The following is a 20,594-nucleotide window of genomic DNA, read 5'->3' as shown; positions in this document are numbered from 1 at the left end:
TTTTATAATTTAAACTTACTTACACTTTCATCAAGTTCCTCTACAACTTTATTGAGCTTCTGTACAAAACCAGATACATTGTCATATTCTCATAAAAAACTAAAAACACTAGGAGTTTAGCTCACTAATGCTTCTAATTTTTTAAAGTTCGTTATGGCTTGTTTTAAAATTACTCTAGATGATCTATACTACCGAACCTTTTGAAAGCTTCCTCATAATCTTTTTTAGAAACATTTTGTTCATTTATTCTATAAGCAGCCTTAGCCTGTTCCGAATCACCATATCTAGCTTCATTACTAAAAGCTGTAAATACTTTCTCACAATGTCCATTCTCTAACTTATATCCTGTAATATAATTAGAGCCGCCTCTACCACCATGAGTAAATAGTACCTTTTCAGATTTACTATAGTCTGCACTATAGTTATGATCACTTGGTAAATGTTCTATTTTAATGTTTCCATTATTATATGTAATTACAGACATTGTTAAGTTTGCCTCACAACTCCCATGATGTACTAACATTTCATATACTCCATCCTGATCTATATCTATAATCCAATGATTGTCTATAGTACTTTTACCATCACCAGAAAATATAATTCCATTATTTCTCTGCCAATCTGTATCATTTAATAAATTATTATATACTTGTAATTCTTGGTGAACTTTATCTGCAGCAACAGCAGTATTATTATCACTGTTATTACTGTTTACATTACTGTTACCTGTAATTCCTGCAACAACATCATTACTTAATACTCCAATTCCTCCTAGTATAGTTACGTTACTTACATTGTTATTAGTAATGTAACTGTTTACACTGTTTTGATTACTATCGCCAACTAGTATAATAGGATTTCCATTCTTACCTGCTAATACTGAACCCGAAAGAGCATCTGCAAAACCTTTATCAGAAGCCAAGTAAACTGTACTTAAATCTAATTGCCCCTTATAATTATTTATTAAAGCTAAATTTCTATCATATTTAGTTGATTGATTATAGGTTTTAGTAGGATTTAATGAACTTACCACATTATTAGATAATACATCCTGTCCACCTATAACATTTATTTCTGTATTATTAGTTTTTACTTGATTATTTATATAGTTTTTAACCATATCAGACACATAATTTTGATCTACTAACATTATAGGATATTGTAATTTAGCTGCAATTGGAGCTGCTGAGAGTGCATCTTCGTAATGCTCTCCATTTACAATAAATACCCCTTTAGAAGTACCTAGTTCTTTTGCTACATTAACAGAAGTTTCATACCTATCTTGTCCGCATATTCGTTTTACACTAATATCCATACTTTTAAGTGTATTTTCTACCTGTGGGCTTACAACTCCTACACCACCAATAATAAACACATTTTTAACACCTAAGCCTTGTAATTTTTCTTTAGTAGAATTAGTTAAACTGCTAGTATCAGTTAAAAGAATAGGTGCATTAAATTTTTTAGCTAAAGGTGAAGCAGTTATTGCATCAGGAAAGTTCTGACTATTTACTAAAATTGCACAACTTGATTGTGTCCATCCTTGTGAAACTATTGCATTACTTGTCCCATATCTGTCTTGTCCTGCTAACCTATTAACATTATTTTTTGCAAATACACTAGTTGAAGTAGTTAATAGACTTGTCCCTAAAGCACATAACATGAATAGTAATTTAATTCTAATTTTCATTTTGTTTCTCCCTTATTATAGTATGATGTAAATATTATCTTTAAATGAGTAAAAATGATAACAAAATACCTACAGAAAATAATATAACACATGATAAATCAATTAACAATTTGTTTTGCTAATGGAGCTATACTATTCAAAAAACACAACCGCCTGTAAGCATCTATTTAAGCCACCTACAGGCGGTTCATTGGTTTATATATGTCTAACAATTATAATTTTCATTTTTATAATTTAAATTTACTTACACTTTCATCAAGTTCCGCTGCAACTTTATTGAGATTCTGTACAAAACTAGCTACATTCTCAGATGATGCATATAGTTCTTCTGATGATGCTGATATTTCTTCTGATGATGCAGAAGTCTCTTCTGACACAGCTGTAAGTGATTCCATCTTACTTGAAATAGTATCTTTTGATTTCATAATAGTTCCAACAGAACTATAAGTATGATTAATTAAAGTACTTATATCTTTAATTGCTGATAACATATCTTCAAAAGATTTCATAGTATTTTTTGCAATATCAGATTGGTTTACAAAAGCAACTTTAACATTGTTTGAAGTTTCAATTACATTTTTTGTTTCTCCTGTTATATTCGTTATAAGCTTGTTTATTTTTTCAGTTGAATCCTTTGACTGTTCAGCTAAATTTCTAACTTCTTCAGCAACTACTGAGAAACCTTTTCCTGCTTCACCAGCTCTTGATGCTTCTATTGCAGCATTAAGTGCCAATAAATTAGTCTGCTCTGAAATACCATCTATTACTCCAGTTATTTCTCCTACTTTAGAAACACTATAACTTAAACTTTCTATTTTATTTATCACTACCTCAAATAAACTATTAACTTCATTTATTGATTTAAGCAAAATATTTATTTTCTCATTACCATCTTTAGCTTTGGTTTCCGTAAAGCTTGAACTTTTATTAACCTTTGAAAGTCTTTCACTCATATCATCAAGCTCTTTTGCAAAATTAGATACTATATCAGAAATATTCATGAGATCATTTGACTGTTCAGTAGCCCCTTTAGCTACATCCTGTATAGCTTTTGCAACTTCACTCGCAGCATTTTTCACATCATCAGAATTCGAATTTAATTCAGATGACATTGTATTCACATTTAACGTTCCACTTTTTATCGTGGAAATAGTATTTTTTAAATTTCCTACCATATCTCTAAATGAACTTGCAAGTAATCCTATTTCATCTTTACCATTTACATTTATATCATTGTTTAATTCCCCGTCAGCTATTCTTTTTGAAACATTAACTAAATCATTTAAAGGAATAACTATTCCTCTTGATATTTTAATAAGTATTAGTGCAAATAGAAGAAACATTACAATAGATACTAATACTATGATAACTATAGTATTACGGATAGCTGTGCCTACATTTTCCATTGACATACCTATATCAACAGAACCAATAAATTCTCCATTTTTATATACAGGAACCATTATATCGTACACATTAATATTTTTATATCTATATTGAGAACAATAAGTTGCTCTTTTTTCTATAGCAGTTTTAGTTGCACTATCTTTTAATGTTGTCCCTATTTCATTCTTATCACTATCTGCTTCAACTTTTAAATCTTTATTCACATATAAAGCATACTTTATAGATTTATCTTTAACCATGTCGTCTATTAAAACTTGAGTCTTTAGTGAATCAGTTAATTTTTGAACCTTATTTGCAATAATTCCTACTTGAACCATACCACCAGTTGGATCTTTTACAGCCCCATATTTATAATAGTCATTATTATCAGTACTTTTTCTTATATTCTCCATTAATTCTTGCTTTTCACCCTTAAGCACAGCATATGATGCATCCTTGCTGGTAAATGGTGTTAAGAAACTACTTTCTAAATTCGAATATGTTACTTTTCCAGATGCATCCGCAACATTTATTTCATCTACATTAAATTGCTTTGCTAAAGCTTTTAAATAATCATTATTTAAATTACTTTTATTTGCAATTACAAATCCTGCAAGTGTCCTTATTCTTTCATCAATAGATTCATTCAAGGTATCCACTGCCATATTATTTTTTCCCATATCCTTAGAAACTTGATTGCCCATATTAATTCCATCAGATTTCATTTGAGATAATATTTTATTTCTTGATGCGGCTATTGATACCGATGCTATAACTGCTATAATTACAAACATTACAATCATAGGTATAACTAAAATTTTTACTTTTATTGAATTATTTAATTTTTGTTTCATTCCTTACCTCTCACATAAATATTAATAAGTTTTTAAACTAATTACCTTATTAATATAACTATACCACTTTTTTGTCTACTAATGACCATTTTTATGCATAAATTGCTAAAATGTGATTTATACCTTTCTATATTCTCTACAATAATTTAATTATATCCTACACTACTCATGTACTTTTATTTCATCAGTAGATGTATGTTTGTCTATAGTTTCCAATTTTCTAACAAGAATACATCCTAGTATACTAACTATAATAATAAACACTGCTGGAAAATAACTATTTATTCCCCATAATATGCCTGTCAAGGTTCCACCCGCAAATGATCCAATAAATTGTACTGTATTGTAGATACCAGTAATAGTTCCTCTAATTTCCTTTGTAGAAAGTTTCGTTACACTTCCCGGGAGTATTGCGCTAAGATTCATATATCCTGCCATGAAAAAAGTAGTTCCCAAAAGTATAATATAAAAATTGTTAAAGAAGAGACTTCCTCCTCCAACCAATATACCTGTAAATGAAAAAAATGCTATCATCGATAACTTTCCTCTGTCTGCCAATTTTGAAGAAACAATCATGATGATAATACCTGTTAAAGTTGCTGGTAAAAATACTTTCCACATTGAAGATGCACCAATACTTTTCTCTAATAATTGAGGAACGATATAAAATATGCTTACCATTGTATAGCTTGCAATGAAGCCTGAAATAGCTAGTTTTGTAAATAACTTATTTTTAAATAATCCTATATAATCAACTTTTTTTCCTTTCTCTTTTGTTTTCTTAACATCATCTTTTTTAAGAAATATCACTATATAAATCCATGATAAAAACACTAGAATTGAACAATATGCAAATAATTTAGGAACTGAAAGTATGTTATACAAAAAAGGTCCTCCAACAAACCCAACTACTCCTGCAGACCCACTAAAGATACCAACAATACTCATGGCTTGATTTCTTTTTTCATCTGCAATATTGTCACCAATCCACGAAAAACAAACAGCAGCTACTGCACCTACCCCTTGTAATGCCCTTGCTAGTATAAGTAAATAAATATTATCAGCTATTGCCGCCAAAGTTAATCCTGCTGCCAAAAATAATGAACCAATTGTTATGACATTTTTTCTTCCAATTTTGTCGCTTAAACTACCAAAAGGCATCTGCATAATTCCTTGAATTAAACCATATATTCCAATGGCTATACCTACAAGTGCTGGAGTATTATATAATAATGTATTACCATACACAGACATAAATGGAAGTATCATAACCATAGCAAGCTGTCTTAAAGCCATTGCAATCCCTAAACTTACAACAAAGTTCATTTCATATCTGGTAAAAACACTTTTTTCCGTAATTACTCACTCCCTTTGAATTTCAAATGATATTTATTTAAATTATATTATATTCCTTATAATTCCAAATTTCTATATAGGAATTTTACCTTATCTTGCAGCTATAATCTTTGATGACATAGGCAAAATCTTAAACTCATAATTTCTCAAACAATAATAAAAGCCCTAAGAGTTCTATCTCTCAAGGCCGATAATTCTTATTCTTTTCCTATACTACTATAATAACACATATGGGCCGGACAAAACGGACAGATTTTAAATTTAAAAAAATTTTATTTACCATTACCTAACTGTTTTCTATTTAAGTCCTCTAGTTTTTTAACGCTCTTATTATCTAATAGTGATTTTAACTGTGTTCTTGCTATTTTATTTAACTCTATAAGTCTTTTTCTTTGTTCTAAACCTTTTTCAATAAAATTGGCATTCATATTTTCCAGGTTTGCCATTACAATAAGCTGCTCAATTGTTGCATAATCTCTTATATTTCCTTTTAAATCTGAGTTCTCATCACGCCACTGTTTTGCAGTTTTTCCAAACAGAGCCATATTCAACATATCTGCCTCATTTGCTTATGTAAATCCTATTTGCTTATTTGTTAAATCGTTAGAAATTAAATTTTCTTTTATAGCATCTGTATGTATCTTATAATTTACTCTAGAAAGTACACGATTTACATTCCATTCAAGAGATAACCTACTATTTTCATCTTGTTTTAATCTTTGATAGTCCGTAATTATATAAAGTTTAAATTCTGGTGAAACCCATGAAGCAAATTCAAAAGCAATATCCTTATGAGCATATGTTCCACCGTACCTACCTGATTTTGAAACAATACCAATTGCATTTGTTGCTGATACCCATTTTTGTGGTGACAACACAAATACATTAGAACCAGCTTGATTTTTAAACTGGTCGAATTCGACCAGTTTAAAATCTGAATTGTTCATCTTCTCCCACAATCCTAAAAATTCTATAGTACTTCTATTTCTTAACCAATTTTTAACTATATCGGCGGGATAATCTGGATTTTTATGTTTTGCAATATCAGTTAAGCTTATATAATCATCTTCATTTCCTTTTGAGACAACAGAAATATTTGTTCCATTTGCATGTATAGTTTCTTTATACTCTTTCTCTTTAGGCATTAATTACACCTCGCTTCTTGCCATTTAATAATATTATTTTATCATATAGCTAATTAGCTTGTCTTATTTTCCCACTACCAACAAATCTAACTTTTTACACCTAAAATCTTCAATTGTTCATTAATCTCTGCTTCAAGTTCTGCAATTTCCTTATTATCTTCTTCTAACTGCTTATTTACTTCTTCCAAATCAATTGGAGCTTCTTCTTCAAAAGTGTCAACATAACGCGGAATATTCAAGTTAAACTCATTTTCCTTAATTTCATCAATTGATGCTACGTGAGCGTATTTATCAACATCTTTACGTTCTTTAAATGTATTGATAATTTTATCTATATTCTCATTACTTAAGTTATTTTGATTCTTACCTTTTTCAAAATCATTACTTGCATCAATGAATAATATGTCTTTCGTTTTACGATTCTTCTTAAATACTAAAATAATTGTTGGGATACTTGTTCCATAAAATAAGTTAGCTGGCAAGCCAATAACAGTATCAAGATAATTTTTTTCAATCAGAGCTTTACGAATTTTACCCTCTGCTGCGCCACGAAATAGCACGCCATGAGGTAAAACAATAGCCATTGTACCAGTATTATTTAAATGATATATGCTGTGCAATATAAAAGCATAATCTGCTTTTGAAGCTGGTGCTAATTTCCCATAATCGCTAAAACGTGGATCTTTTAATTTGGTTTCATCATTATCCCATTTTGCAGAATACGGTGGATTTGCAACCACTGCATCAAAACTGCGTGGGTGGTCAATCCCTTTTTCATCTGGTCCATCTGGCCAATCACTTTCCAAAGTATCAGCATTGTTTAGTGTCATATTGTTATAAGACACATCGTGCATCATCAAGTTCATACGAGCCAAGTTATAAGTTGTTGTATTCAACTCTTGACCAAAATACTTCATAGGCGTGCCATTAGGCAATTCTTGTCCAACAGTAAGTAGTAAGGAACCTGAGCCCATTGTTGGGTCATATAAATTAAAAAATTCATCTGATTTTTTTACACCGCTCGCAACTACTTTAGCTAAAATTTTACTTACTTGATGAGGTGTATAGAATTCTCCGCCTTTTTTACCCGCACTTGCAGCAAATTGACCGATTAAATATTCATAGATTTCACCTAGAATATCTTTTCCATCATCCCCCTTGTATTCAACTCCATCAACTAACTTAACTATATTGTTGAGTGACTTTGCACGTTCATTTGTAGAATTTCCAAGACGCGAATCTCCCAAGTTAATATCGTTGAATATACCACGAAAATCTTTCACCGCTTCTTTATTTAATTCCGCATTTTTATTAAAGTTATCAAAAATAGTTTGATAATCACTAGGAATAACTTGTGCATCATTAATTTTATTAATCAAAGACTCCCATGTATCATTTGGTGCAATTGCGTACCCCATACTTGATGAAATATCTTCTAAATAATCATCCAAATCTTCACCTACCGCTTGTTTTAGATAAGCATCATTGATAGATTCTCCCTCTACAACATCAATAACATTATTTCCTACTAAATACTTCTCTTGATGTTCTGAAAGGTATCGATAAAACATAAATGCCAATATATAATTTTTATACTCTGATGCATCCATTGTGCCGCGCAGTTCATTTGCCATAGCCCAAAGTTTACTTGTAATTGCTTGTAGATTATTACTCATTGTTTTAATTCCTTTCTACTTTTAAATTATTTTACACAAACATCTGTTGCAGTAATGCTTTCTTTTGTTCTTGCAAGTGATTTAACTTACGTTGATGAAGGGTGATAAGATTGTCTAACTGTACAAAAAATTCACCAATCTTAATTTGCTCCTCAAAGCTTGGTAGCTTCAAAATAAACTTTCTTAAATTCTCCATACTTAATGCTGGTTGAGATGACGTAGCTATTAATGGAAATATAACTTTATCATAATATGTTTTGTTTCCTATCATTTGAATAACAAATTGTGAATTTATTTCTTTTTTTAGTCTGATTCTTGCGACATTAGGAGCTAGATAGTATTTATTATCCACAGGTATTATAGCTAATTCGCCTACCGTTCCAACATAAGTGAATAGAATATCATCCCTAAACAACTTACTTCGATTTAGTTTAGAAAAGTCACTTTGATCAATATATTTCACATCATCTAATATTATTTTCCCATTTTTAACATTCAATCCCCTTAATGCAATTATTGATCCTTCGTCAGAATAAATCACATATTTAGTAAATTCAAAACCTGCAAGTTTAGTTACATCTGAAATATCTCCCAACTTACGCTGTTCCCAGGGGTCAGTAAATCCTGGGAAGCGAAGTTCTGGAAAATATTTTCCATTTTGGGGAAACATTTTTTGTAACAAACTTTTCTTCTTATCTTGCAAGTGATTTAACTTACGCTGATGAAGGGTGATAAGGTTGTCGATCTTATCAAAATATGCACCAATTTTTCTTTGTTCTTCTACTACTGGTAAATTCAAGGAACACATACATAGCTTATTATAATAAAAATACATACGAACCCCACCTTCCTGGTAGCGTTCAATAAATTTAGGAAATAAATCTGATTTGAACCAATGCCATAGAAATCTATCATCTATATCATCTGATGTTTTGAACACCTCATAAAGTGAGCTAACTATTACATTTTCAGGCAAATCATAGTATCCAATAGACCCTACATTTATTCTTGCCGGATTATATGCAAATGAATTTGGTTGAACAATAAGATACATACTTTTATCAGCTTCTTTCATTGTTCCACCATTTTCAAATTGCTCATCTTGTGGGATAAAGCCTTTTTCATTTGATATAGAATAACTTTGATATGGAATATTGTCTCGATTCTTTTCTCCAGCCAGATATGTTATATCTGAAAACCTATGCTGTTCCCAAGGGTCAGTAAATCCTGGAAACCTTATTTTAGGTACATTCGCTTTATTTTTATCCATAGTTTATCTCCTATCTTAACTGTCAATCAATAGTCAACAGTTCAATAATTAATTTTAAAGTGTCATTAGATATAAATTAACTTTCAGCCTGATCATCAGCTAATTCATAAATAGCATCACGCAAGCCATTACGGTACTTGATTTTAGACAAAGCTTGTATCCCTTTGCTGTGTGCTAATGTCTTATAATCCGCGGTTGCTTTAGCAATTATATCTCGAATTTGACCAGTATCGTCTAAATCTTGCACACCATAACGATGACGACTAAATAATTCACGCATCTGAGCACTTGTGATAATATCTGTAATTCCCCACTTCACCCGGAAATCTAGAAACATTCTATCAAGGCTGACATTGTTAGCTGCTTGAATAATATACTCGCTATCTCTCAATTTTACTGGATATTTAAGGTTATAACCTTCCGGTGGAAAATGCCCTTTGATAATAGCTATTACTGCATTCATAATCTTCACAGCATAATTTCTATCTTCCAAACCATTGGCAAATTGATCAATTTTTTCTTTCGTAGCTTGTGCTTCCTTACTCTTGCCCTCATGCACCTGGTTTAATAATTGTTCTACCAATTCAGTTAAATAATCATAATCTATTTTCACATCCTTGACATGAGTCATCCTTAACTCAATTTGATCAAAAGGAATTTTCTTTTCTTTTGATATATGTTGTTTAAGCTCATTGGTTAAAACTGTAGTAAGCATGGTTTCCTCTTCACTTGTCATACCTAATTTTTCAACTAACTCATCAGGATTTTCGTAATTGAAACCAACTGTATTTCCATCAACTTCTTCAGGTGCATATTGTTTTAATTTAGCCATACCAATATTATAATCTCTAAGCAAATCAAGCATATATTCTTTTTGCCTTTCAGATGGCGGTAGTTGTTGAAACCCATTAGTTAAGCTGCCTAATTTCTGAGCTACCTCTTTAACTTCATTAAATACATCTTCAAAAGGTTTAGCAATGATACCATCCTTTTGGTTAGATTTATGTTGTTCATCTTCTGATAAAATTGCAGAATCTTTATTAGCATAAATTGCGAGAGCTTTATTCATTAATTTCTCATTTTGAGCAGGCCAACGATAATTTACAATACGCCCCCAAGGTTTTTCTTGCATATCAGCAATACGATTCGTTCTTGAATAGGCTTGAATAAGTCCAGCCCCTTTAAGTGTTCTATCTACATAAAGAGTATTAAGTTCTGGTGCATCAAATCCAGTCAAAAGTTGATCTACCACAATCACAATATCTAAAAACTTCTTGTCTTTAGCAGTTTTATTCAAACGATTAGTAACATCCTGTGTATATCCTGCTACATCATCCATGCCAAAGCTTGTACCAAATTCTTTATTATAGGCTTTAATAGCATCATGTAATCCTTGATTACTGGCAAGCATATTATCATTATTGGATGAGTTTTGGCTAAATGTAACTGCTACTTTTAATGTTTGCCCACCATTCTTCTTATTCTCATCATTTACCCGCCCAAACTCATTAAAATACATCATTGCCATTGGAGTACTGGCTTTTCCACCACCAACATGAGTGGTAAAAAGTGCATTATACTTACCTTCGTTTGAACGATTTCGCCAGTTTTTAAAAATATCTTCAACCACTAACTTGATGTGATCTGGATTTTCATCATAAAAACTTGGTTCAACTGCATCATCCATATCTTCTTGACTTAGATTATTAATCTTCTCTATAATTTTTTCTTTAGTCCACTTAGGATAATGTTCTCGATAGAAATTTGGTAGATATTTTAATTTCATTTGTTCTTCATCAATGGTTGTTTCAAAATCCACTTTAAAACCTAAAACATTTCCATCTGCTATTGCTTCACGAATAGTATATGCATGTAACAAAGGTCCAAAAATATCTTCAGTTCGTAAACCACTAGTAGTTTCATCAAACATCGGCGTTCCTGTATAACCAACCCAGGCAGATTTCTTAAAAGCCTTTTGTATCTTTTCAAAATTTTCACTACCAGTTGAACGGTGTGCCTCATCTACTATAAATACAATATTTTTATCAGGTGCTTTAAAAGACTTACGTTTCACTAAGGTATCAAGCTTTTGGACAGAAGTAACAATGATATTATTATCTTTGCTCTTTAGTTTACGACTCAAGTCAGTAGTATTATTAGTATTTTCAACACTACCAATCACATCTTCACTTGCATCTGGATCATATGCCCTATAATTTTCATTTGTTTGTTTTGTTAAAGCAATTCTATCTACTACAAATACAACTTTATCAATTTTCGGCATGCGACTTGCAAGCCACGCAGTTTTAAAACTGGTTATAGTTTTACCAGAACCAGTGGTATGCCAGATATACCCTACTTTATTTGTGCCGAGCTCAAAATCAACTTGTTTTAATTTTTCAATTACATTCTGGGTAGCATATACTTGATATGGACGCATTACTTTTAACATTTGTTTGTTTTTCGTGCCATCCAAAATCATATAATTAGTAGCCATCTGATGTGCCATTGGAATACTTAACATTGAATCAGCAAACTCTTTCCAATTACGCACAATCGTATTATCACTTTTACGCTGCCAGTTAAAAGCAAAGTCCTTATTGAACTTATCCGGCGTAGTATTCGCCATATACTTTACGTTATTTGGCGTAATTGCCACCAATATTTGTAAAGTGGAAAAAATATCACGATATTGGTTTTCTTCGGAATATTGATGCATTTGATTTAGTGCTTCATTGACATCATGTGTATCACGTTTTTCTTCAATTTGTATTATAGGTAAACCATTAATAAGAAGTGTGGTATCAAAACGACGATCTTGTTTTCCAGTGATAACTGCAGGGCGTTCAATTTGATTAACTACTTGATATACCGTATCTCCAGCACCAATTTGTTTTTGATCAAAAACTGTTAAAAACACATGATGACCATCATCTAAATCAATTTCAATTTGAGATACACCATTAAGTCCATATAAAAATTGCCCCGCTTCATATGGTGTTTTAATATCACATATAATCTTTTTAACTTGATTAAATTCCACAGTACTTAGTGGATGATCAAGTGTATTTTGATTGTGCATTTCAAGAATCTCTTTAAAATTATCCCAAAGCTTTTCTGTAGTTTTAATTTTTGGTTCATACTTCCACAACTTTGTTTTTATAACATAATCAACAGATGTTTCACTAACCATAAAGTCACTGATTCCTTCTATGTGTTCAGGTTTAGTTATGGTTCCACTGGTAATATATTGTATTAACTCAGTTTCAAATTGATCTTCATTCATTTCTCACTTACCTCCTCTAACTTGGACAATCTGATTTTTGTTTCAAGTTCTGCTGCTCTATTTTTAATGGCTTGCAGTCTTAACTGATTAAAATAGACTTGTCCTATAATTTTTTGCTTATCTATGGAAGGTGTTTTCGGTATTTCAAGCTCTTTAAGTTGCTTTAGAGTATATTTTAAAACTTGCGAACCTTGCAGTCCAAGCACAAACTGTTTCCTGATTGTTTTATTTTCATTAATGAGATAAACCAAAAACCTTGAATCAATGTTATTGCTAGGTAATAACTTAACATAGTTTTGCGTATAAAGATATCCCTCGTGCTCTTTTCTTACTATCGTTGCAATTCCTGTGATTAAACTAAACACCACATCACCATGGCATAAGGTATTTACTTTATCATTGGTTCTGACTTGTTTATTATCCACATCATTTGAAATAATACCTACCAAATCATCTGTTAAATCTGTTTGACTATAATAAGTAAAAAGAGGTGTTTTTTCATCAAACACTTCAGTAATTCTAAACTGGGGCGATCCACTTACTAATCCAACTAATTCACTCAACTTTTTCATAAAATATTGTGCCTTTCTAAAATTACTTTATTTGCCATGATGTAATCATATCGCAAAACGAATTTTATTTCAACTATTAAAAATGTAATTTTAAAAAATTACATTTTTAATTATTCTTTTACTAATTACTTTCACTAAAAAGTGAACACGCCTTGCACTCTTTTATACACCTCCAGTGCATTTTTACTATTAAGCATTAATTTTAATGAAATAATTTAACCTAACCAACATATTAATTTTAACAAAAAACACTGAAAGCCACTGATTCCAGTGACTTTCGATTGTATAAAAATTTTAGTTCTTATTTTGTAGAGGTGAGGGGATATTATACTTGCTGTTTCTGGTGGTTAACATTTTTTCACCTTGCAAAAACACGCAGTGCTTTTGCTCTACGTGTAAAATCATTAAATATTATCTTAGTTCTATATGAATTTCTTTTCCTAGACCTTTTGCAAGCTTACTTAAAAAATCTAAAGAAGGATTGTAATTTCCACTTTCAAGCCTGCTAATATTTGATTTTTGAGTTCCCATTCTAGAAGCTAATTCTTCTTGTGTTAAATTTAATTCTCTTCTTGCTTTTATCACCTCAGAAATCAACTCATATCGAGGCTTTAGCTTATTATATTCTTCTTTAAATTCGCTATCCTTCATAAGCTCTTCTTTAATAACAGAGAAATCAACACTTGCTTTACTCATCTTCACACCTCTTTTCAAAATCTTCTTTATATCTTTTTGCTTTTTCAAGTTCTAGTTTTGACGTTTTATCTGTCTTTTTAAGAAATCCATTGAGCAATACAAAAGTATCTCTATGATAAGTGAAGTAAAATATTCTTGATGCATCTGAGCCTAATTTTATTCTTAATTCATATATTCCCTTGTATTGTTCCCCTTTAATCGGTTTTACATAAGGTTCTTTTAAATAAATGCCATACTCTTGTAAAAGTTCTATTTCACTATATGCTTTTGCTCTCATTTTAGGTGAGAGTGATGATAAAAATTCAATTACAGGGATGTTACCATTTTCTCTTTGGTAGAATTCAACCTTCCAATCCACGTTTATATCTTCTCCCTCTTATATAATATATGCATTTATTAATTATATGTTATCATATATGATAACCTTGGTCAATATTTTATCTTCTGTACTCTACAGGCTTGGTTAATTTTATTACAGCTGCTAATTATACAAATATAACAGTAGTGGAAATGGCAAGTATTGCTTTACCAAAGCTTGTAAACATCAATGTTTGATACCTTTTTTTATTTAGATTTAATGTTTGAGTTAATAATATTAATATCAACTTAAATTCATATACTTATAACTCTAGGACGTTTTTTCCAATCACTCAACTCTACAGTCCAATATCCTGACCATTCTCGCATTTCTCTATATTCTGGAGAGTTAGGATTCATCATAATTTCACGAAAGTCAATAAATCCTGGTAACCCTCCCACATCCTCTGGTGGCGTTTGACCACTTGCCTCTAACAAATATGGCGACTCCTTATCGTATTCATCTATTACATTTATAAGCTGGATTTCGTGCTTCCAGTTGTCTCCCATATCATAGGTATAGACTATATATTTCTGCTCAAACAGAAATTCTGACAGGGTGTGACCTTTCATCAAAATTGCTTCTTGATCATACTCTAAGTCTTCCTCAAAAGGGACAATTCTGGTAGTTGGCTTACTCTTGTCTATATCAAAAACAGTAAAGTCATATAGATGATAGTTTCTCCAGTCAAACACTGACTGCAACACCTTGTGTAATTGTGTAAATTGTATATCAGCAGGTACAAGAATTTTCCTTACCACCTTGTATATGTCTAAATCAAGTGTGACAAGTAACTCAAAGGCACGGTATTTATAGGCTTGCATTCCAGTAACCTTAGAAATTGCATCAATCATTTCCTTGTAAGGGTAGCACCTCTCTTTATTAGTACCAGAACATTTGACAATGGTTCGGTTTGCAGCAACACCTATTGTATCACTAAACATTTTTTCAATTCCATTATATTCATTTCCTACATAAAAAGCACATTCTTTTCCCGCTTTTGTTATCCAAGATGCTGCCTGTCTGCTACTATTTTGAACGAATTTCACCTCACCTGACAGGCGCATATATTCTGCCACAAGCTCTTGATTTAAATTCATTGAAAGAAGTGTGTTTGAAATGGCTGCCTTCATCATTTCCGCCACATTTTTTAGCAAATTTCGTTTAACTTGATAAATAGCAACAGTAAAGCGTGTCGCATCATTCACTAGAACAAGCATATCCTCTGTTCTACGATTATCCCAAACTTTAGTCCAGTTTGCCGTCCAGGAAAACAATGGATTTACAACTTCATGAATAGTCGGTGGATTTATTCCCATGGCAACCGCCAGCTTTTTTGTTAGTGCAATTTGCATATTTTCTCCTCACCTTCATCAATATTTTTTAAACACCTATCTCACCTACTCGTAAAAGCCACATCTATACTAACTTCTCAACCTCTACGGTATCTATCCTGCCTACTATACAAATATTATAATCCTTAAAATATTTCTCTTAAAAATAAAAACAAGGATTTCCAACTAAAAATCACCCCAAAAATAAAATTTATGGTTATACTCCTAATTTTGAAAACCCTTTATTTATCAATGATTTACACACTTTTATTTATCTATTCTTTATATCTTTACTAACACCTACACAGGGTGAGAACGAGGGTTTTTATATTCTAATAATGATACTTACTGTTTCCTACCCCTGTATCACCAAACATAAACAGTCTTTACCATTTTCTAACTCCAGCTATACCAATGCCTCTACCTATCTTTCCTTTCAAGCTTAACTACACACTCCACATGAGCAGTCTGTGCAAACATATCCACAGGCTGCACTTCCTTAGTCATGTATCCAAGTTCCATCAAAACTGCTAAATCCCTGGCAAGAGTTGCAGGATCACAGGACACATAAACTACAGTTCTTGGTGCCATATCTGCAATTGCCTTAAGGAGCCCAGTATCACATCCCTTTCTTGGTGGATCAACCACTACCACATCAGCCTTTATTCCTTTGCTTATGAGTTCTGGTATCACTACTTCAGACTTTCCCATTATAAACTCTACATTATTTACCCCATTCTCTTCAGCATTTATTCTTGCATTTTTTATAGCTTCATCTATTATTTCCACACCATATACCTTTTTTGCCTTTTGAGATAAAAATAAAGATATAGTTCCTGTACCACAATAAGCATCAAACACAACTTCATTCCCACTTAAACCTGCATATTCCAATGCTTTACTGTAAAGCACTTCCGTTTGAAGAGGATTTACCTGAAAAAATGAAAGAGGGGATATATTGAATTTAAAATTACCTATAGTATCCCTTATAGTATCCTGTCCCCATAGATTTAAACACTTTTTACCTAATATCACATTTGTTTTATTATTATTTATATTATGTACTATACTTTTTATTCCAGGTACGTTTTTACACATAAGTTCTATAAGTTCTTTTTTATGAGGCAAGTTTTCAGTAAAAGTTACAATTACCAGCATAACTTCACCTGTAGCAAATCCTTTTCTAGTTATTATATGTTTTATAGTACCTCTGCCTGTTTTTTCATCATAGGGCTCTACATTATACTTTTCAATCCAGTCTCTCATAAGTTTCACTATTTTATCTGAAGTTTCATTCTGAATAAGACAGCTTTCCATATCTATTATTTCATGACTTGCCTTTGCATAAAATCCTATATTTATTTTTTTATTACATTTACCTACTGGTAATTGTACTTTATTTCTATATCTATAGGGATTTGTCATACCTAGAGTGTTATACAATTTTACTAAAGTATCTTCGCTGCTTTTCTCTAAAACATTATCTCTAAATATTTTATCCTGTTCCTCTACTTCAAATTTTCCTATTCTCTCTAAACAATCTTTTACTCTCTTTTTTTTGAAGTCAAGTTGCCCTTCATAAGACATATGCTGAAGCTGGCATCCGCCGCATCTTTTATATATACTGCAGAGTGGATTTGCTCTATAAGGAGATGGTTCAAGTACCTCTACTAATTTTCCAAAAGCAAAATTTTTATTTACCTTTATGACTTTTACCTTTACCTTCTCTCCCTGAATAGCTCCCTGTATAAAAATTGTAAACCCGTCTACCTTTCCAACTCCCTCTCCCTGGTATCCCATGCCATCTATTCCAATTATATATTCTTTATTTTTTTCTATTTTTTCACTCATATATTCACCTACTTAAACAAAATCTAAAACTAATCCAATTTGTCATTCAAAATTTCCATAAGTACAGTATACAATTAAAAAAGCACTTTGTACAAAAAAAATTGCACCCGCAAAGGTGCAAAAAATAGAATCAGTTGTCTTACTTTCTCTGTTATATAATTTTAGCCACATATTGTTATATTATACATTAAAGTCATGTTAAATTTCAATAAATATTTTATATATGCAAAAATATAACTACATTATATTTACTCTGCCATTATATACTATTCCTCTTATGACGTCCATAGTAATAAATGTGCCTGTCTTTAATATTTCAGTAGCACCTCCTGCATTGCAAATAATAGGTATTTCTCTTGTAAGACATTCAATAGCAAGGTGAGAAGTTAAGCCACCTTTTTCTGATATGATTCCTGCAACTCTATCCAAAATATTAATATATCCTTTATCCAAATCTTTAACTACTAAAATATCGTCCTTTTCAACTACTTCATCTGCTTCTTTCGGACTACTTACTATCTTTGCAGTTCCATAACCCGGTCTAGTTCCTGAGCCTCTTCCCTGAGCTAGTATATCTCCTACTATATGAACTTTAAGCATATTGGTAGTTCCTGAATAACTTACAGGTATACCTGCTGCTATGATTACCAGGTCTCCTTTTTTTACATATCCACTTCTCAAAGCTATTTCAACAGAATTTTCTATCATTTCATCTGTAGACTCTACTTTTTTGGCAAGTATTGGAAATACGCCCCAATTTAAAGCAAGTCCCCTGGCTACTTTACCACTTGGAGTTACAGCTATAACATGACATCCTGGTCTGTATTTTGAAACCATTCTAGCAGTATTGCCGCTTTGAGTAGCTGTTATTATAGCAGAAGCTTTTAGTTCCGAAGCCGTAGTACATGCAGCAAGGCTTATAGCATTTGGTACATTCTGTATATGTGCTTCTCTCTTTTTCTCAAGCAAAGAGTCATAGTTAATTTGCTCCTCTGCTCTCTTGGCTATCCTTGCCATAGTTTTAGCAGCTTCCACAGGATATTTTCCATTAGCAGATTCTCCACTTAGCATTATAGCATCTGTACCATCAAATATAGCATTAGCTATATCAGAAGCTTCTGCTCTTGTAGGTCTAGGATTTCTTATCATAGAATCAAGCATCTGCGTAGCAGTTATAACAGGTTTTCCTGCCTTATTACATTTTTCTATTATAAATTTCTGAATCATTGGTACTTTTTCTATAGGAATTTCTACTCCCATATCTCCCCTTGCTACCATTATCCCATCAGAAAATTTTACTATTTCATCTATGTTGTCAACGCCTTCTTGACTCTCTATTTTAGAAAATATCTGTATATCTTGTCCTCCATTTGCTTCAAGTACTTTTCTTATAGCCATAACATCAGCTGCTTTTCTTATAAAGGATGCAGCTACCATATCTACTTCCATATAACATCCAAATTTCAAATCATCTTTATCTTTTTCAGTTATAGCAGGGATAGATATAGAAACTCCAGGTACATTTACACCCTTATGATTGCCAACTGCCCCGCTATTTTTAACTGTACAATTTATTTTATTTGCTTCAACACTTTCAACTTCAAGTCCAACTAGACCATCATCGATAAGTATACTGTCGCCCTTTTTTACATCATTGCTCAATTCAGCATAAGTTATAGAGCATTTAGTCTCATCGCCTAAAATATCTTCTCCACAATAAACAGCGAACTGCTGTCCTTCTTTCAATTCTGCCTTATCTTCCTTAAAATCACCTGTTCTTATCTCAGGTCCCTTTGTATCAAGCATTATTGCTATTGGCTTATTGTATTTTTCTCTAAGTTTTTTTACCATATTTATTCTCTTCTCATGTTCTTCATGATCTCCGTGAGAAAAATTATGTCTTGATACGTTCATTCCAGATTCAATAAGCTCTGACAAAACCTCTTCTGAACCACTTGCAGGTCCAATAGTAAAAATCATCTTAGTTTTTTGCATAGTAACACACTCCTTAACACAAAATTGGTTTAAAATATTATCTAGGCTAATGCATAGGCTATTTCATACAGCTTTTCATCAAACCTTCTTGGCTGGCTTAATGCCTCATCTATATCCAAATCAATAACTTTACCATTCCTAGTTCCAACAACTCTAGAAGACTTTCCTTGCTCTAACAATTCAACAGCCCTATATCCAAATCTTGAAGCCAAAATTCTATCTGAACAAGTAGGACTTCCTCCTCTTTGAATATGTCCAAGTTTTGTAGCTCGAGTTTCTATACCAGTAATATTCTCAACCTTCTCAGCTAAAGCTTCAGCTCCACCAATACCTTCTGCAAGTAATATTAAATTATGCATTTTCCCTTTCATCTTTGCTTCTAATATACCTCTACACAATTCTTGTTCATCATATCCTTTTTCAGGTAAAATTATATTTTCAGCTCCACCTGCAAGTCCCGAATAAAGAGCTATATCTCCACAATTTCTTCCCATAACCTCTACAATACTTACTCTTTCGTGGGAAGTAGAAGTATCTCTTAACTTATTTATAGCATCTAAAACGGTATTTACTGCTGTATCAAATCCTATAGTAAAATCTGTATATGCCAAATCATTATCTATAGTTCCAGGTAATCCTATGGTAGCTATTCCTAATTTAGATAATTCATTAGCCCCTCTAAAGGATCCATCTCCACCTATAACTACTAATCCATCTATCCTAAATGTTTTTAATATATTTACTGCTCTTTTTCTTCCTTCTTCTGTTTTAAATTCCTTAGATCTAGCAGTTTTTAATATAGTTCCTCCCCTTTGTATAATGTCTGCAACACTACTTCTCTGCATGGGTACTATTTCGCCATTCATTAATCCACTATATCCTCTTTTAATTCCCATTACGTTTAAGTTTTTATCTAGAGCTGTTCTCACTACTGCCCTTATAGCAGCATTCATTCCAGGAGCATCTCCTCCACTTGTTAATACAGCTATTGTTTTCATACGCACACCCCCTATGACCGCAGGGACTATTTATGTCCCGCTTTAGTTAAAACCAACTTAATTTACTACAATTACAATCATAATTATAACATACAATTATGTACTTTTCACCACATTATGAACTTTA

The 20,594-nt window shown here is 31.8% G+C and carries 13 protein-coding genes and 1 pseudogene; all 14 read right to left on the bottom strand.

Annotated features, from left to right (window positions below; all coding sequences use genetic code 11):
- Positions 1-169: 169 nt before the first annotated feature.
- A complete protein-coding gene (locus tag B5S50_RS12905) occupies positions 170-1,690 on the bottom strand; it encodes a cell wall-binding repeat-containing protein (RefSeq protein WP_217302012.1) in 1,521 nt (506 codons plus the stop codon).
- A gap of 227 nt (positions 1,691-1,917) precedes the next feature.
- Positions 1,918-3,930, bottom strand: coding sequence for a methyl-accepting chemotaxis protein (locus B5S50_RS12900; protein ID WP_217302011.1), 2,013 nt, complete (start codon positions 3,928-3,930; stop codon positions 1,918-1,920).
- 162 nt (positions 3,931-4,092) lie between these two features.
- Positions 4,093-5,256, bottom strand: coding sequence for an MFS transporter (locus B5S50_RS12895; protein WP_217302010.1), 1,164 nt, complete (start codon positions 5,254-5,256; stop codon positions 4,093-4,095).
- A gap of 302 nt (positions 5,257-5,558) precedes the next feature.
- A pseudogene (locus B5S50_RS12890) lies at positions 5,559-6,431 on the bottom strand (KilA-N domain-containing protein).
- 86 nt (positions 6,432-6,517) lie between these two features.
- The gene (locus tag B5S50_RS12885) at positions 6,518-8,107 is read right to left on the bottom strand and encodes a type I restriction-modification system subunit M (RefSeq protein ID WP_217302009.1); all 1,590 of its coding nucleotides are present in this window, start codon (positions 8,105-8,107) and stop codon (positions 6,518-6,520) included.
- A 31-nt stretch (positions 8,108-8,138) separates the two neighbouring features.
- Positions 8,139-9,377 carry a restriction endonuclease subunit S gene (locus B5S50_RS12880; RefSeq protein ID WP_217302008.1) on the bottom strand — a complete coding sequence of 413 codons (1,239 nt, stop codon included), beginning with the start codon at positions 9,375-9,377 and terminating at the stop codon, positions 8,139-8,141.
- 76 nt (positions 9,378-9,453) lie between these two features.
- The gene (locus B5S50_RS12875) at positions 9,454-12,663 is read right to left on the bottom strand and encodes a type I restriction endonuclease subunit R (protein WP_217302006.1); all 3,210 of its coding nucleotides are present in this window, start codon (positions 12,661-12,663) and stop codon (positions 9,454-9,456) included.
- Complete coding sequence (locus B5S50_RS12870; RefSeq protein ID WP_217302005.1) at positions 12,660-13,235, bottom strand: restriction endonuclease subunit S; 576 nt, start codon at positions 13,233-13,235, stop codon at positions 12,660-12,662. Before B5S50_RS12870 ends, B5S50_RS12875 begins: the two co-directional genes overlap by 4 nt.
- A 411-nt stretch (positions 13,236-13,646) precedes the next feature.
- A complete protein-coding gene (locus B5S50_RS12865) occupies positions 13,647-13,931 on the bottom strand; it encodes a helix-turn-helix domain-containing protein (RefSeq protein WP_217302004.1) in 285 nt (94 codons plus the stop codon).
- Positions 13,924-14,289: a type II toxin-antitoxin system RelE/ParE family toxin gene (locus B5S50_RS12860; protein WP_217302003.1), complete on the bottom strand. Its 366-nt coding sequence runs from the start codon at positions 14,287-14,289 to the stop codon at positions 13,924-13,926. The genes B5S50_RS12865 and B5S50_RS12860 overlap by 8 nt, the downstream gene beginning before the upstream one ends.
- Positions 14,290-14,543: 254 nt before the next feature.
- On the bottom strand, positions 14,544-15,644 hold the full coding sequence (locus B5S50_RS12855; RefSeq protein WP_217302002.1) for a plasmid pRiA4b ORF-3 family protein: 1,101 nt from the start codon (positions 15,642-15,644) through the stop codon (positions 14,544-14,546).
- 399 nt (positions 15,645-16,043) lie between these two features.
- Complete coding sequence (rlmD, locus tag B5S50_RS12850; protein WP_217302001.1) at positions 16,044-17,474, bottom strand: 23S rRNA (uracil(1939)-C(5))-methyltransferase RlmD; 1,431 nt, start codon at positions 17,472-17,474, stop codon at positions 16,044-16,046.
- Positions 17,475-17,711: 237 nt separating this feature from the next.
- Positions 17,712-19,469: a pyruvate kinase gene (pyk, locus tag B5S50_RS12845; RefSeq protein WP_217302000.1), complete on the bottom strand. Its 1,758-nt coding sequence runs from the start codon at positions 19,467-19,469 to the stop codon at positions 17,712-17,714.
- Positions 19,470-19,510: 41 nt separating this feature from the next.
- The gene (gene pfkA, locus B5S50_RS12840; protein WP_065079032.1) at positions 19,511-20,467 is read right to left on the bottom strand and encodes a 6-phosphofructokinase; all 957 of its coding nucleotides are present in this window, start codon (positions 20,465-20,467) and stop codon (positions 19,511-19,513) included.
- Positions 20,468-20,594: the final 127 nt, after the last annotated feature.

It is taken from the genome of Clostridium sp. 001 (assembly GCF_019056555.1).
In the GTDB taxonomy this organism is placed as follows: domain Bacteria; phylum Bacillota; class Clostridia; order Clostridiales; family Clostridiaceae; genus Clostridium_B; species Clostridium_B ragsdalei.
This window is presented reverse-complemented; position numbering and strand designations above follow the sequence as displayed.

Bases quoted from the DNA above. Each gene is read 5' to 3' on its own strand.
- B5S50_RS12905 (WP_217302012.1), bottom strand. From the start codon at position 1,690: ATGAAAATTAGAATTAAATTACTATTCATGTTATGTGCTTTAGGGACA.
- B5S50_RS12855 (WP_217302002.1), bottom strand. From the start codon at position 15,644: ATGCAAATTGCACTAACAAAAAAGCTGGCGGTTGCCATGGGAATAAAT.
- B5S50_RS12865 (WP_217302004.1), bottom strand. From the start codon at position 13,931: ATGAGTAAAGCAAGTGTTGATTTCTCTGTTATTAAAGAAGAGCTTATG.
- B5S50_RS12880 (WP_217302008.1), bottom strand. From the start codon at position 9,377: ATGGATAAAAATAAAGCGAATGTACCTAAAATAAGGTTTCCAGGATTT.
- pyk (WP_217302000.1), bottom strand. From the start codon at position 19,469: ATGCAAAAAACTAAGATGATTTTTACTATTGGACCTGCAAGTGGTTCA.
- B5S50_RS12895 (WP_217302010.1), bottom strand. From the start codon at position 5,256: ATGAACTTTGTTGTAAGTTTAGGGATTGCAATGGCTTTAAGACAGCTT.
- B5S50_RS12885 (WP_217302009.1), bottom strand. From the start codon at position 8,107: ATGAGTAATAATCTACAAGCAATTACAAGTAAACTTTGGGCTATGGCA.
- B5S50_RS12900 (WP_217302011.1), bottom strand. From the start codon at position 3,930: ATGAAACAAAAATTAAATAATTCAATAAAAGTAAAAATTTTAGTTATA.
- B5S50_RS12870 (WP_217302005.1), bottom strand. From the start codon at position 13,235: ATGAAAAAGTTGAGTGAATTAGTTGGATTAGTAAGTGGATCGCCCCAG.
- B5S50_RS12875 (WP_217302006.1), bottom strand. From the start codon at position 12,663: ATGAATGAAGATCAATTTGAAACTGAGTTAATACAATATATTACCAGT.
- rlmD (WP_217302001.1), bottom strand. From the start codon at position 17,474: ATGAGTGAAAAAATAGAAAAAAATAAAGAATATATAATTGGAATAGAT.
- pfkA (WP_065079032.1), bottom strand. From the start codon at position 20,467: ATGAAAACAATAGCTGTATTAACAAGTGGAGGAGATGCTCCTGGAATG.